The organism is Aliarcobacter lanthieri (genome assembly GCF_013201625.1).
Classification (GTDB): Bacteria; Campylobacterota; Campylobacteria; order Campylobacterales; family Arcobacteraceae; genus Aliarcobacter; species Aliarcobacter lanthieri.
Window position 1 is genome coordinate 75,351 of the sequence record NZ_CP053839.1, and the last position, 14,324, is coordinate 89,674.

At 26.1% G+C, this 14,324-nt stretch carries 14 protein-coding genes; 10 read left to right on the top strand and 4 right to left on the bottom strand.

The window, feature by feature from the left end:
- Positions 1–50: 50 nt before the first annotated feature.
- From ALANTH_RS00315 to ALANTH_RS00330, 4 genes are read left to right on the top strand one after another with little or no spacing between them, the layout of a single operon-like run.
- Complete coding sequence (locus tag ALANTH_RS00315; protein ID WP_026802886.1) at positions 51–317, top strand: RNA recognition motif domain-containing protein; 267 nt, start codon at positions 51–53, stop codon at positions 315–317.
- A gap of 41 nt (positions 318–358) precedes the next feature.
- Entirely contained in the window at positions 359–1,012 is a 654-nt protein-coding gene (locus ALANTH_RS00320; RefSeq protein WP_026807130.1) for a response regulator transcription factor, read from the top strand.
- 58 nt (positions 1,013–1,070) lie between these two features.
- Complete coding sequence (locus ALANTH_RS00325) at positions 1,071–2,135, top strand: sensor histidine kinase (protein WP_026807131.1); 1,065 nt, start codon at positions 1,071–1,073, stop codon at positions 2,133–2,135.
- 42 nt (positions 2,136–2,177) lie between these two features.
- Positions 2,178–2,951: an AraC family transcriptional regulator gene (locus ALANTH_RS00330; protein ID WP_026802889.1), complete on the top strand. Its 774-nt coding sequence runs from the start codon at positions 2,178–2,180 to the stop codon at positions 2,949–2,951.
- A gap of 8 nt (positions 2,952–2,959) precedes the next feature.
- Here the strand turns inward: ALANTH_RS00330 and ALANTH_RS00335 are convergent, their stop codons facing one another.
- Positions 2,960–3,844 (bottom strand): DMT family transporter, encoded by an 885-nt coding sequence (locus ALANTH_RS00335; protein ID WP_026802890.1) that lies wholly within the window; start codon positions 3,842–3,844, stop codon positions 2,960–2,962.
- 166 nt (positions 3,845–4,010) lie between these two features.
- Here ALANTH_RS00335 and ALANTH_RS00340 point away from each other — a divergent pair, with 166 nt between their 5' ends.
- The 5 genes from ALANTH_RS00340 (at position 4,011) to ALANTH_RS00360 (ending at position 10,309) form a co-directional block, all read left to right on the top strand.
- A complete protein-coding gene (locus ALANTH_RS00340; RefSeq protein ID WP_026807132.1) occupies positions 4,011–4,394 on the top strand; it encodes a FixH family protein in 384 nt (127 codons plus the stop codon).
- Entirely contained in the window at positions 4,394–5,584 is a 1,191-nt protein-coding gene (locus ALANTH_RS00345) for a TolC family protein (protein WP_026807133.1), read from the top strand. Before ALANTH_RS00340 ends, ALANTH_RS00345 begins: the two co-directional genes overlap by 1 nt.
- Complete coding sequence (locus tag ALANTH_RS00350; protein WP_026807134.1) at positions 5,581–6,585, top strand: efflux RND transporter periplasmic adaptor subunit; 1,005 nt, start codon at positions 5,581–5,583, stop codon at positions 6,583–6,585. Before ALANTH_RS00345 ends, ALANTH_RS00350 begins: the two co-directional genes overlap by 4 nt.
- 3 nt (positions 6,586–6,588) lie before the next feature.
- Positions 6,589–9,684 (top strand): efflux RND transporter permease subunit, encoded by a 3,096-nt coding sequence (locus ALANTH_RS00355; protein ID WP_026807135.1) that lies wholly within the window; start codon positions 6,589–6,591, stop codon positions 9,682–9,684.
- A 61-nt stretch (positions 9,685–9,745) separates the two neighbouring features.
- Positions 9,746–10,309, top strand: coding sequence for a YceI family protein (locus ALANTH_RS00360; protein ID WP_026807136.1), 564 nt, complete (start codon positions 9,746–9,748; stop codon positions 10,307–10,309).
- 28 nt (positions 10,310–10,337) lie between these two features.
- Here the strand turns inward: ALANTH_RS00360 and ALANTH_RS00365 are convergent, their stop codons facing one another.
- Complete coding sequence (locus ALANTH_RS00365) at positions 10,338–10,646, bottom strand: MerR family transcriptional regulator (RefSeq protein WP_026802896.1); 309 nt, start codon at positions 10,644–10,646, stop codon at positions 10,338–10,340.
- A 115-nt stretch (positions 10,647–10,761) separates the two neighbouring features.
- On the opposite strand from ALANTH_RS00365, the gene ALANTH_RS00370 reads away from it, so the two are divergent.
- Complete coding sequence (locus ALANTH_RS00370) at positions 10,762–11,832, top strand: isochorismatase family protein (protein WP_026807137.1); 1,071 nt, start codon at positions 10,762–10,764, stop codon at positions 11,830–11,832.
- 4 nt (positions 11,833–11,836) lie between these two features.
- On the opposite strand, the gene ALANTH_RS00375 is transcribed toward ALANTH_RS00370, so the two are convergent.
- Together ALANTH_RS00375 and ALANTH_RS00380 are read right to left on the bottom strand one after the other, a co-directional pair.
- The gene (locus ALANTH_RS00375; RefSeq protein ID WP_026802898.1) at positions 11,837–13,099 is read right to left on the bottom strand and encodes a homoserine dehydrogenase; all 1,263 of its coding nucleotides are present in this window, start codon (positions 13,097–13,099) and stop codon (positions 11,837–11,839) included.
- A 12-nt stretch (positions 13,100–13,111) separates the two neighbouring features.
- Positions 13,112–14,320, bottom strand: a complete 1,209-nt coding sequence (locus ALANTH_RS00380; RefSeq protein ID WP_026802899.1) for an LL-diaminopimelate aminotransferase — start codon at positions 14,318–14,320, stop codon at positions 13,112–13,114.
- Positions 14,321–14,324 lie beyond the last annotated feature (4 nt).

Below are 14,324 nucleotides of genomic sequence, written 5' to 3' on the forward strand. Positions count from 1 at the left end.
ATTGAAAAATATTAAGGCATAATATCTAACTTTTTCAAAGGATAAGAATTATGAATATTTACGTAGGTAATTTATCATACAGAATGAATGATAATGATGTTGAAGCAATTTTTGCTAAGTTTGGTGCAGTTAAAAGTGCAAAAGTTATAATGGATAGAGAAACAGGAAGATCTAAAGGTTTTGCATTTGTTGAAATGGCTGAACAATCTGCTGGACAAGAGGCAATTGAAGCTTTAAATGGAAAAGAAACTGAAGGTAGAACTCTAAGAGTTAATGAAGCTCAACCAAGAGAAGAAAAACCAAGAAGAAGATTCTAAAAATGATTTAGTGATGTTTTTACATCACTAAACTTTCTAAAATGAAAATCCTACTACTTGAAGATGATTTGATCTTAAATGAAATCTTACAAGAACACCTAATCACACAAAATCATATAGTTTTTACGACTTTTAGTGCAAATGAAGCACAGGATTATTTATATTCACAAAAATTTGATTTACTTATACTTGATGTTAATGTTCCAGATTTAAATGGATTTGATTTACTAAAAGAACTTAGAAATCATAATATAAAAACTCCAGCAATATTTATAACCTCTCTTAGTATGGTAGAAGATATGCAAAAAGGTTTTGAAAGTGGATGCGATGATTATATTAGAAAACCTTTTGAGTTAAAGGAACTTGATTTACGAATCAATAATATAAAAAGGCTTTTTAATATAGATTTGAAAATACAAATAGATGAAAATGTATATATAGATTTAGAAAATTATAATATTATAAAAGATGAAAAGGTATATAATATCTCTAAAAAAGAGAGTGAAGTTTTACAATATTTAGTTACAAACTCTACTAAAACAATAAGTATAGATGAACTTATAACAAATATTTATAGCTATGAGGATAGTATTGATAGTTCAACTATAAGAACTTATATAAAAAATTTACGAAAAGTTTTAGGTGAAGAAAGAATATTAAATATTAGAGGAGTTGGATATAGATTTAACATCTAGTGAAAAAAAGAGTTTTTTTAGTTTTTTAGGTCTTTATTTAGGATCATCCTTTATTCTAATGATACTTGCAACATTTTTTTATTATCAAAATGAAAAAATATTATATATAGATTTAGCAAAATCTAATATGCAAAATATAGTTTCAAAAGCTTCTAATGAAATCATTATTTCACATATGACAAATGGAGACTTTGATAAAAACAAATATCTAAATGAATATGAAATATCATTTTATGATATGCATCAAAATCTCTTATTTGGAAATTTAAAAGATAATTTTGATTTCTCTTTAAATTTTTATCAAGATAAAAATAAGTTAATTATTGTGGATAGTTCAGCGGTAGGACATTTAGGAGTTTGGTATATTGTTTTAAAAGATAAAAGTTTAAAGGGGAAAATATCTAAATTAAAATTAAATATTGTGTTTATATTTTTAATGTTTTATTCAATCATTACTCTTGTTGGCTGGTATCTTGCAAAACTATTTTTAAAACCAATAAAAGATGAAAGAGAAAGATTAAATAATTTTATAAAAGATACAACACACGAATTAAATACTCCCATAACTGCTTTAATAATGTCTAGTAATAGTGAAAATATAACACAAAAGCAGTTGGAGAGAATAAAATTTAGTGCAAAAAGGATAAGTGAAATATACAAAGATTTAACATATGTTTTTTTAGAGAATATTGATAAAAAAAGTATGGAGAATCTTAAAATTTCTAAAGTTATAAAAGATGAAATAGCAAATTTTGAACCAATGATTACAAGAAAAAAGCTAACTATTACATTGGATTTAGATGAGTTTTTTTATGAAATAAACAAAGATGATTTTATAAGGCTTTTTAATAATCTTTTCTCAAATGCAATAAAATATAATAAACAAGATGGGAAAATAGAACTTATTTTAAAAAATAATTCACTTATTATAAAAGATAGTGGTATTGGGATACCAAAAGATAAGATTAAAGATATTTTTAATAGATATTATCGTGCTACAAATCAAAGTGGTGGTTTTGGTTTAGGTTTAAATATCGTAAATATGATATGTAAAAAATATGATATAAAAATAGAAGTTAATTCTGTTGAGAATAAAGGAACTATATTTAAACTTATTTTTTAACTTTCAAAATGTATAATTCAAAAAATTTAAAAGAGATAGCTATTGAAAGATAAATTAATATATAAAAATAGATTAGGAATTACTGTATTAAAAGCAGATGTAAATAATATGATTTTAAAAAAGCATTCTCATGAAGAATATCACTTTGCAATCACTTTAAAAGGTGAGCAAAAGTATATATTAGATGGAAAGCCTATAAATTCTTATGAAAATGGTATAACTATCTTTAATCCAGAGCAAATACATGAAAGCTTATATGGAAATTATGAATATATTTTATTACTTATTAAACCTCAACTTCTTTTAGAAGCAATGGAACAAAAAGATATAATAAAGTTCTCTTCATCATTAATTTATAATGAAAAATTAAAAGAAGATTTATTAAAACTTTCAAATGCAGTATTAACTCAACAAGATGAACTATTTTTTAGTGAACAGTTTTTAAAAGTAGTTGATAATTTTACTAAGAAAGATTATGTTTTTTCTTATAATAAAGAGAAAGATTTTATAAAAAAATCAAAAGAGATGATATATTATGAGCTTGAAGATATTTTAAATCTTGATCAAATATCTCAAGAGTTTAATTTATCAAAGTTTCAATTTATTAGAAGGTTTAAAGAAAATACTGGAATAACTCCATATCAATATTTTTTAAATACAAAGTTAAATCATGCTAAAAGCTACCTTGATTCAACAAAAGATTTATATGGTGCAGTTGTAGAATTTGGTTTTTCTGACCTTTCTCATTTTAATAGGCTTTTCAAAAGAGTTTATGGAACAACACCTTTTGAATATATCAATTCTATAAATAAATAAAAAAAAGCCTAAGGCTTCTTTTTTTTATTTATTAAGAATACTCCTGAGAATATTAAAATAGTTCCTACTAAATCGATAAAAGTTATATTTTCATCTACTAAAAAATATGCTATAAAAAGTGCTATAGCAGGAGGTATATAAGTTGATGAAGATGCTCTAACTGGACCAATTATTTGTATTAAATAGTAGTAAAGAATAGTTGTTATTCCTGTTCCTAAAAGTCCTAGTCCTATTATAAGTCCATAAAATTTATGATTATCTGATAAAATATTTTCAATACCTGTATAATCTGTAAATAAAGCAAGTATTACAACTGCAAAACCTAATTGATAAGTTGTAAGAGCTGCAAAATGTATATTTAAAGGAGATAAAAATCTTTTTGCATATACAAAAGAACAAGCTAATATAAATGAACCTAAAAGGATATAAAATATTCCTTCAAAATTTGATTCGAATAAATTACTATCATAAGGTTTTGATATAAGTACAACTCCTGAAAATCCTATTAATATACCTAAAACTAAAGAAAGAGTTACTTTTTGTTCTTTAATAAAAATAGTAGCCAAGATAAAAGTAAATAGAGGTATTGTTCCACTTACTGCTCCTGCAACACCAGATAAAAGAAGAGCAGCACCTTTTATATAGAAGAAGTAGTATATTGAAGTTCCTAACAGTGACATTACAAAAAAATGAAAACTATATTTTAAATGTTCTAGTTTTATAACTTTTAGATATAAAGCATATAAAAACACTGGAATAAACCCAAATAAAACTCTTATCAAAACAACTTGAATTTCACTCAAAAGCTCACTAGACCATTTCATATATATAAAATTTGTTCCCCAAATTATCCCAAGAGTCCAAAATAGAATAAATGGTATATATTTAGACATATATTATCCTTTTTTAATTTATTAAGTGAAATTATATTGTTTAGAAATTCTTTTGCATAGAATAATATTGCAGATAAATATAATGAATTTCTTTATATTTATAAACTCCACACAAACTCCACACTTTTTTAGATAGATTTTCAAATATTAAAAATAAAGGATAAATATGAGAAATATATTTAAAGTGTTCATATCACTATTTTTAGCAGCTACTTTTTTAAATGCTAATTCTCTAAATGAGAAGTTTGAAGTAGATGGTTATAGTGTAGAGTTAGTTAGTAAAAGAGATTTAAGTGTTGGAAGTAATGACTTCTTTACTAAAATAACAAAAGATGGAAAGATAGTAGAAGATGCACAATTAAGAGTGAAATTTTTTATGCCTGAAATGCCAGGAATGCCATATATGGATCATGATGGAGAAGGTGTTTTTGAATCAAATCAATATAAATTTATGATTAATTTTTGTATGGATGGAACTTGGCAATATAATCTGAGATTTAAAACATCAGATGATAAAGTTCACTCTATAAAAAGTAGTGTAAGTTTCTAATGAAAAAGGTAGTTTTTGTTTTAAGCATAATCATAAGTTCTTTGAGTGCAACTACAATAGAAGAGTTAGTAAATAGTAGTTTCTCCAAAAATTATGACTTAAAAGGGCTTGAAAAATCTATTGAAGTTGCAAATCATCAAATAAAACTAGCAAAAAATTGGGAAAACCCTATGCTAGAGTTTAAAACAAATATGATAATGCTAAACAAAAACTACATAAGAGATCAAAAAGAGTATGGAGTGGAGATAAGTCAAGCTATCCCTATAGGATATAAACTTGATATTGAAGAAAGTATTGCTAAAAAAGATAGAAATATACAAGAGATAGTCTTAGATGATAAAAAACTTGAACTAGAATCAAAGATATATTCATATTCATACAATATTCTAATCTTAGAAAATAGATTAAAATTTTTAGAACAATACAAAAGAAATCAAGATAAATTAGAAAATTTATATTCAAAATTATATAAGTATGAAAAAGCAAATTTTAATGAGATTTTAAATACACAAATATCTAAATATGATATAGATATACAAATAAATGAACTTAAAACAACAATAGAAAATTTATACATAAATTTAGAGATAATAACTTATGTAAATATTGACAATCTAAGTGGAAATCTAGAGTTTAAGAGTATTGATAATAACATTATTGAAGATAGTTTTTATACTCACCCCCAAATAAAGATTTTAGAACTTACAAATCAACGATACAAAGATTATGCAAAGTTAGAAGAAGCAAAAAAATTCTCATCAATTACTTTGAGTGTAGAGTATATGCAAAATAAAGATCAAGATTATGCAAATATTAGTATTGGTATGCCATTACCCATATATAAAACAGAGAATATTAATAAATTAAAAGCGAATTTAAATGCGAATGAAACAAATGATAAACAGAAAAGCCAAATACATAATTTAAAATTACAAACAAAGATATATTTAAATAATTTAGAAAAAAGTAAACAAAATTATAAGATTATTCAAAAACAAATTATCCCTTTAAAACAGAAACTTCAAAAGGTTCTAGAAAATAGTACTATTTTTGAAAAGGCAAATTTAGAAGAGAGTGTAAAGAATTTGAATGAATTATTAGATTATGAAATAAAAGCAAATGAAGAGTTAGCAAAATATTTTGAAAATTATAGCGAACTTATATACTATTCAAATAAAGGTGTACTATGAAAAAATTGATATTTTTTATTTCTTTTATAGCTATTGGTTTAAGTGCAAACCCAATAGATGCGAAGCAATTATTTAATATAGAAAGAGTAAAAGTAAAAAAAGAATTTGTAAAAGAATCAAAAATTTTTTACGGGATTACAAAAATAGATGAAAGTAAAACAGTAGATATTGTAAGTAGATTTGATGGATATATTACGTATTTAAATGCGAATAAAAACTATCTAAATATAAAAAAGAGTGAAACTTTATATAGTATTTATTCATCAGAAATAAATTCTATTCAGCAAGAGATACAAATAGCTAAAGAATTGAATAATAATATTTATAAAAGTGCTATTACAAAATTAGATAATTTTGCAATAGCAAAAAATGAACAAGCTAAAATTATAAATGGAAAGGTAACAAATAATGGTATATTAGTATCTTCACCAATAAATGGAATAATTATTGAAAAAAATATAAACAACAATAGTTATATACAAAGAGGTGAAGTACTATTTAAAATAGCTTCTTTAGATGAGCTTTGGTTTATAGCATCTGTTTATCAAGAAGACTTGGCTTTCCTAAAAATAGGAATGAATGCAAATATTAGATTTGATGGAATACAAAATTCTATATCATCAAGAATTGATTTTATATATCCAGTTTTCAATGAAGATACTAAAACAGTTGATATTCGATTTATCGTACCAAATAAAGATTTGAATCTTTTACCATCTATGTTTGGAAAAGTTGAAATCTATAAAGATGAATTAGAAGTTTTAACACTTCCTAAAACTGCAGTTATAAAAAAAGAAGATAATTTTTATGTTTTTATTCCAAAAGAAAATGGAGAGTTTGAACCAAAGATTATAGAAGCAAAAAGAATATCTAGCGATAAATATAAGGTTCTTTCTGGTCTTAATCAAGGTGATGAGGTTATTAACAATACTTTATTCTTATATGATGCAGATGCTATGACAAATAGATTGTATGATATAAAATCTCCTGATGAGTGGTAAAATATGGTTGAAAGAATTATAGATTTAAGTGTAAAAAATCGTTTTATTGTATTATTTATAACATTTTTATTAGCTTTCTCTTCAATATGGGCTATAAAAAATACAAGTTTAGATGCAATTCCAGATTTATCTGCAAATCAAGTGATAATAGAAGTTGAGTGGGCAAATCAAAGTGCCAAAACGATAGAAGAACAAATATCATATCCTCTTATCTCAAATCTTATGAGTTTACCAAATATTGAAACTATAAGAGCTATGAGTTCTTTCTCAACATCTATGATATATGTGATTTTTAAAGATGGATATGATTTATATGATGCAAGAAGTAGAATATTAGAACAACTTTCTACTTTACAAGGAACATTTCCATCATTAGCAAAAGTCAAACTAGGACCAGATGCTTCTGGAGTTGGTTGGGCTTATGAATATGCTTTAAAATCAAATAATAGAAGTTTAGATGAACTTAGAACTTTGCAAGATTACTTTTTTAAATATGGTCTTTTAGGTGTTGATGGTGTTAGTGAAGTAGCATCAGTTGGTGGATTTGTACGAAACTATGAGATAACTTTAAATCAAGATAAAGTTGTGCAATATGATTTAAGTATATTAGAAATAAAAGAAGCTCTTGAAAAAAACAATAATGATAGTGGAGCAAGAATTTTACTAGAAAATGGTTATGAGAGAATAATCAGTGCTAGAGCATATTTAAAATCTAAAAAAGATATTGAAGATATAACTATAAAAACTCTAAATAATATTCCATTAAAAATTAAAGATATTGCTGAAGTTAATCTTACTTCTACAGATAGAAGAGGAATTGCTGAATTAAATGGAGAAGGTGAAACAGTTGGTGGAATAGTTGTAACAAGATATGGTGCAGATGTTTACGATGTAATACAAAGAGTTAAAGCTAAATTAGAAACTTTAAAAATAGATGATGTAGAAATAGTAGAAGTTTATGATAGAACTTCTTTGATTTCTAATGCTATAGATACATTAAAAAGAACTTTGATTGAAGAATCTTTGATAGTTATGCTTATAGTTGCTCTATTTTTATTCCATTTTAGAAGTGCATTGATTATTATCATAACTCTACCATTGACTGTTATTTTGAGTTTTTTACTTATGAAACTATTTGGTATTGGTTCAAATATTATGAGTTTAGGTGGGATAGCTATTGCAATAGGAGCTATGGTTGATGCTACTATTGTTATGGTAGAAAATGCACATAAACATCTACAAAATAAAGAAAATCTAAAAAAAGATGAAAAAATAGAGATAATATTAAAATCAGCAAAACAAGTTGGACGCCCTATTTTCTTTGCCCTACTTTTGGTTGTAGTATCTTTTTTACCTATTTTTGCACTCAGTGGTCAAGAAGGTAAACTATTTTCACCATTAGCTTTTACAAAAACTTTTGCTATGTTTAGTGGAGCAATATTATCTATTACAGTGGTACCTATTTTGATGATATATTTTATAAAAGGTAAAATTATAAGTGAAGATAAAAATATCTTAAATAGATTTTTTATTAAACTGTACTCTCCAATATTAAGATTTGCTTTGAAATTCAGATATTTTATTTTGACAATCTTTTTAGCTATTTTTCTAACTTCTATCTACACATATTCAAAACAAAAATGGGAGTTTATGCCAACTTTAAATGAAGCAACTTTTATGTATATGCCTGTAACTCCTTATGGAATAGGTGTTGATTTAGCACGTGAGTTAGCACAAAAAACAAATATGGTTATAAAATCTTTTCCAGAAGTAGAAAATTCGTTTGCAAAGGCTGGACGAGCAGTAACAGCAACAGATCCTGCACCACTTGCAATGCTTGAAACAATAATAACTTTTAAACCACAAAATGAGTGGAGAGAAGGAATGACATATAAAAAGTTAATAGATGAAATGGATAAAAAACTCCAAATCCCTGGACTTGTAAACTCTTGGACATATCCTATAAAAGGTCGGATAGATATGTTACTTACAGGAATTCGTACTCCATTAGGAATAAAACTATATGGAAATGATTTACAAGTTTTACAAGAAGAGAGTTCTAAAATAGAGAGTATTCTTAAAAATCATGAAGGAACTATGAGCGTAAGTGCAGATAAGATAAATCAAGGATACTATCTAAACATAGTTTTAGATGAAGAAGCAATATCAAGATATGAAATATCAAAAGATGATGTTTTACAAACTTTATCTTTAGGAGTTGGAGCAGAACAAATATCATTATTTTTAGATAAATTAGAAAGATATCCAATAAGCTTAAGATATGAAGCAAGCCAAAGAGAAAATATTGAAGCTTTACAAAATCTTCAAATTAAAACAAAACTAGGATTTAAGCCTTTAGAACTATTTGCTACTTTAAATTATGAAGAATCTGCTTCTATTATTCAATCTGAAAAAGCATTGAAAGTTGCTTATGTTTATATAAGTCCTAAAACAGACTATTCTATAAAAGAGTACAAAGATAAAGCAAATCAACTTTTAGAAAATTTAAGGTTACCAACTGGTTACTATTTTGAGTGGTCAGGACAGAGTGAATTTTTAGAACTTGCTATGAAGAAGTTAGAATTAATTATTCCAATAGTTTTACTATTTATTTTTGTTTTAATATATTTAGCATTAAAAAATTTGACATACACTTTGATAATATTTTTTACTCTTCCTTTTGCAATAAGTGGAGGTATTTTTTATCTTGAGTTTTTAGGATTTAATATATCAATAGCAGTTATTGTTGGGTTTTTAGCACTTTTAGGAGTTGCTGCTGAAACTTCAATAGTTATGATTTTATATCTTGATGAATCACTAAAAGAGTTGAAACTAAAAATAAAAGAATATACTGATAACGATTTAAAAGAAGCTATTTATCATGGAGCAGTTTTAAGACTTCGACCAAAACTTATGACTCTTTTTGCAATATTTGGAGGCTTAATTCCAATTATGTATATTAGTTCAATTGGTAGTGAAATTATGCAAAAAGTTGCAGCTCCTATGATTGGGGGAATGATAAGTTCAACTATCTTAACACTTGTTGTAATTCCAGCAATCTTTTACATAGTTATTAAGAAAAAAGAGAAAATCAAATGATTAATTCTTGATTAATTCTAAAATTATATCATTGAATACAAATTAATTTTAAGGGGTAAATATGAATATGATTTCAAAAATTGCAAGTTCGATAGTATTAACTGCTGGATTATTGAGTGCTTCACAATATGGAGTTGATAAAGCTCACTCAAATGTTGGTTTTACTGTAAAACATATGATGATTACAAATGTTCATGGTAGTTTTAAAGCTTATGATGCAGATATTGATTTTGATGAAGCAACAAAAACTTTCAAAAAATTTAGTGCAACAGTAGAAACAAAATCTATTGATACAGGGATTGAAAAAAGAGATGACCACTTAAGAAGTGATGACTTTTTTGCTAGTGATAAATTCCCAAAAATGACTTTTGAAATGACTTCATATAAAGCAGATGGTGATGAAGGTAAAATGAAAGGAAATCTTACAATTAGAGGAATTACAAAACCTGTTACTTTAGAAGTTGAAGATATTTCTGTTTTAGGAAATAAAGTTGGTTTTGCACTCGAAGGTAAAATCAATAGAACAGATTTTGATTTAAAATGGAACAAAGCTATTGAATTAGGTGGAGTTGCTGTTGGTGAAGAAGTAAAAATTAAAGTTGATGTTGAAGCTGAAAAGAAATAGTTTCAAAATAGTAAACTAAGGCTTTGCCTTAGTTTTCATTTATTTGCTTTAATTTATCAAATGCACTTTGAAGTTTTTCAACTCTATCTTCTACTTTTTTAACTGAAGCTTCTAAAGTAAAACCTTCATCAAGTAGCTCTTTTATCAAAAGTATCTTTTTTATATTTAAATAATCAAATTTTCTAGTCGTTCCATCTTTTTGACAAGAAGATTGAATAATCCCTTTATCTTCCCAATATCTAAGTTTTCTTTGTGGTATTCCTGTAACTTCTGATACATCACCAATAGTTACAAGTAGTTTTGATACTAAATTTGGGTCAAATAAATCTTCAAACATTTTATCTCCTTAAATTGTAATATATTGTACTTGTTTTGTAATTAATCTACAATTAAGGGAAATTATCTTAAATTTTCAACAATGATTGTAACTAATCTACAAAAAAGGAAAATATATGACAAGAATAATTTTAGTAACACTACTTTTTGTAGTAAATCTATATTCGAAGGATAGTAAAATGCAAGACTTAGATCTAAAAAGTTCTGCCTTGGTGCTAATAGAGTACCAAAATGAGTGGTTAGATAAAAATTCTAAATTATATAAACTTATGAAAGATAAAAAGCAGTTTGAAGAGTCTATAAAAAACTCAAAAATTGCTTTAGAATATGCAAGAAAAATTGGTATGAAAGTAATTCATATTCCTTTAATTTTAAGTGATGACTATAAAGAGTTTGGAAATGGGCAATATGGATTAAGGGTAGTTATTCCACAAGTTAAGACTTGGCAAGGAAAAAGTAAAGATTTTCATAAAGATTTTGCCCCAAAAGAAAATGAATTTGTAGTAAGTGGAAGATTGGGTGCTAGTGGATTTGCTGGTTCAAATTTAGATGTAATTTTAAGAAATAATGGTATAAAAACTTTGTATATGACAGGTTATGCTACAAATGTTTGTGTTGAATCAACTTTTAGAGAAGCACATGATAAAGGATATAACTCTATAGTAATAGATGATGCAACAAGTAGTTTTACAAAAGAAGAGAAAGAGTTTTTTATCAAAAATATTGTTCATCATTTTGGAGCAAATATTTCTACAAAAGAGTTTATAAATTTAAAAATATCTATGGATAAAAAATATATTGTAAGTAGTTTTTATAAAGCCTTAGGTAAAAAAGATATAAATAAAGCTTTATCTTTAGTTGATGAAAATATAGAGTACATAGCTGTAAAAGAAACTAGCCCTATTTTTCCTGATTTATATGGAAAATATAGTAACAAAAAAGAGTTATTAGAGTTTTTTACCCATTTAAATGAATACTACAAAACTTTAGATTTTAGTATTGAAAGTATTGGAGAAAATGAAAATAGTATATTTGTGAAAGGATATTTAAAATATGAGATATTAAAAAATAAAGAGATTTATGAAACAGATTTTATGGCTTTGATATATATTGAAGATAATTTGATTAAAAAATATCAATTTTTTAAAGATACTGCACTTTTAGAGTATTTATATAAAAAAGAGTAGAAGATTAGTCTTCTATTCTTATCATAACAGGTTTTTTAAGAACTACACCAGAGTTTTCTAATTCATTTATAGCTTTTATAATATCTTTTTCTACACAAGTATGAGTTGTAAGAAGTAAGTTTGCTTTTGCATCTTTTTTAGCTTTTTGCATCATATTTTCAATAGATATATCATTATCACCAAAAACTTTTGCAACTTTTGCTAAAGTTCCTGATTTATCAGCAACTTCAAGTCTTAGATAGTATTTTGTTCTTATTTCATCTTTTGACATTAGAGTTGGTTTCTCACCAACTTGTTTCTCAAAACCAAGCATTGGAGAACCTTTACCTTTTCTAGCAATATCTATGATATTTGCTATAACTGCACTAGCAGTTGCATCTCCACCAGCTCCAGCTCCATAATACATAGTTTCACCAACTTTATCTCCGATTACAGATACGCCATTCATAACTCCATCAACTTTTGCTATCATCTTATCTTGAGGAATTAAAACTGGATGAACTCTAAGTTCTATTTGATTTTCTACTTTTTTTGCAATTCCTAAAAGTTTTATATTGTACTCAAACTCTTTTGCAAACTCTATATCTGTTCTAGATATATTTTGAATACCTTCTATTAATATATCTTCAGGTTTTACATCTATACCATAAGCAATAGAACCAAGAATTAAAAGTTTATGAGCTGTATCAAATCCACCAACATCAAAAGTTGGATCAGCTTCTGCATAACCTAATTCTTGAGCTTCTTTTAGTATAACATCATAGGCTACACCTTCATTTATCATTTTTGTAAGCATAAAATTACAAGTTCCATTCATAATACCTTGAATAGATTTTATATTATTTGCACTAAGTCCATCTCTCAAAGCATTTATTATAGGTATTCCACCTGCAACTGCTGCTTCAAATTCAAAAGGTGTATCACTTGCAAGTTCTTGAAGTTCATATCTATGGTATGCTAATAAAGCCTTATTTGCTGTAACAACTGCTTTACCATTTTCTAAAGCTTTTTTTACAATTTCATAAGGCTTTTCAATTCCGCCCATTAGTTCAACAACAATATCAATATTATCATCTTCTAAAACTCTTGAAACATCATCTGTAAGTTCTATTTCTACATCTCTTTTTTTGTTTAAATTTGAAACTACTCCAATAGTAGGAACAATTTCAATACCTGCTCGTGCAGTAATAATATTTTTATTATCTCTTAAAATATTTGCAACACTTGTTCCAACTGTTCCTACTCCAATAATTCCAACTCTAAGCATTCTTAAATCCTATTATAATGTTTTTAAATATCTCTTGATATTTTTTGCAGCTTGTCTAATTCTTTTTTCATTTTCAATTAAAGCAATTCTTACATATTGATCACCATAATGTCCAAATCCAATACCAGGACTTACAGCAACTTGAGCTTCTCTTAAAAGTTGTTTAGAAAATTCTAAACTTCCTAAATGTTGAGCTTTTTCAGGTATTTTTGCCCAAATAAACATAGAAGCATTTGGTTTATCCATAATCCAACCAGCTTCTGCAAATGTTTTAAGCATAATATCTCTTCTTTTTTCATATTTAGAAACTATTTCATCTACACAATCTTGTGGACCATCTAAAGCAACAGTTGCTGCTATTTGAATAGGTGCAAACATACCATAATCAAGCCATGATTTAATTCTTTTTAAAGCACCTACAAGTTTTTCATTTCCAACTATAAACCCTACTCTCCATCCAGCCATATTGTATGATTTACTTAAAGTAAAACATTCAACAGCAACATCTAAAGCACCTTCTGCTTGGAAAATAGAAGGAGTTTTATATCCATCAAAAGTAATATCAGCATAAGCAATATCAGAAATAATATAAAATCTCTCTTTTTTTGCCATAGCTACAAGTTTTGTATAAAACTCTGGTGTTACAGTTGCACAACTTGGATTGTGTGGGAAGTTTACAACTACATATTTTACTTTAGGAATAGATTCATCTATTGTTTTTTGTAAACTTTTAAAGAATAAATCTTCATCTACTTTAAATTCTTTATCAAAAACTAATTCAAACTTATGTATTGCAGCACCATTTAGCATAAAAGCATAAGAGTGAATTGGATAAGTTGGATCTGGAACTACTGCTACATCTCCAACATTTACTATTGCTTGAACTAAATGTACATAACCTTCTTTTGAACCCATTGTTGCACAAGCATGTTTATCAGGATCTAAGAAATCAACTCCATATTTTCTTTTATACCAATTACAAATAGCTAATCTTAATTTATAAATACCAATACTTGCACTATAACCATAGTTTTTTGGTTTACTTGAAGCATCTTTTAATTTATCAACGATATGTTTTGGTGTAGGACCATCTGGATTACCCATTGAAAAATCTATTACATCAACACCTGCTCTTCTAGCTTCCATTTTTATAGCATTTACTTCTGCAAATACATAGTTTGGAAGCCTTTTCATTCTTTCAAATTCAATTTCTGGAAACATTTTA

Excerpts from the sequence above, each read along its gene's own strand:
- ALANTH_RS00335 (WP_026802890.1), bottom strand. The coding sequence starts at position 3,844 with ATGTCTAAATATATACCATTTATTCTATTTTGGACTCTTGGGATAATT.
- ALANTH_RS00345 (WP_026807133.1), top strand. The coding sequence starts at position 4,394 with ATGAAAAAGGTAGTTTTTGTTTTAAGCATAATCATAAGTTCTTTGAGT.
- ALANTH_RS00350 (WP_026807134.1), top strand. The coding sequence starts at position 5,581 with ATGAAAAAATTGATATTTTTTATTTCTTTTATAGCTATTGGTTTAAGT.
- ALANTH_RS00365 (WP_026802896.1), bottom strand. The coding sequence starts at position 10,646 with ATGTTTGAAGATTTATTTGACCCAAATTTAGTATCAAAACTACTTGTA.
- ALANTH_RS00340 (WP_026807132.1), top strand. The coding sequence starts at position 4,011 with ATGAGAAATATATTTAAAGTGTTCATATCACTATTTTTAGCAGCTACT.
- ALANTH_RS00370 (WP_026807137.1), top strand. The coding sequence starts at position 10,762 with ATGACAAGAATAATTTTAGTAACACTACTTTTTGTAGTAAATCTATAT.
- ALANTH_RS00355 (WP_026807135.1), top strand. The coding sequence starts at position 6,589 with ATGGTTGAAAGAATTATAGATTTAAGTGTAAAAAATCGTTTTATTGTA.
- ALANTH_RS00375 (WP_026802898.1), bottom strand. The coding sequence starts at position 13,099 with ATGCTTAGAGTTGGAATTATTGGAGTAGGAACAGTTGGAACAAGTGTT.
- ALANTH_RS00360 (WP_026807136.1), top strand. The coding sequence starts at position 9,746 with ATGAATATGATTTCAAAAATTGCAAGTTCGATAGTATTAACTGCTGGA.
- ALANTH_RS00380 (WP_026802899.1), bottom strand. The coding sequence starts at position 14,320 with ATGTTTCCAGAAATTGAATTTGAAAGAATGAAAAGGCTTCCAAACTAT.
- ALANTH_RS00315 (WP_026802886.1), top strand. The coding sequence starts at position 51 with ATGAATATTTACGTAGGTAATTTATCATACAGAATGAATGATAATGAT.
- ALANTH_RS00320 (WP_026807130.1), top strand. The coding sequence starts at position 359 with ATGAAAATCCTACTACTTGAAGATGATTTGATCTTAAATGAAATCTTA.
- ALANTH_RS00325 (WP_026807131.1), top strand. The coding sequence starts at position 1,071 with ATGATACTTGCAACATTTTTTTATTATCAAAATGAAAAAATATTATAT.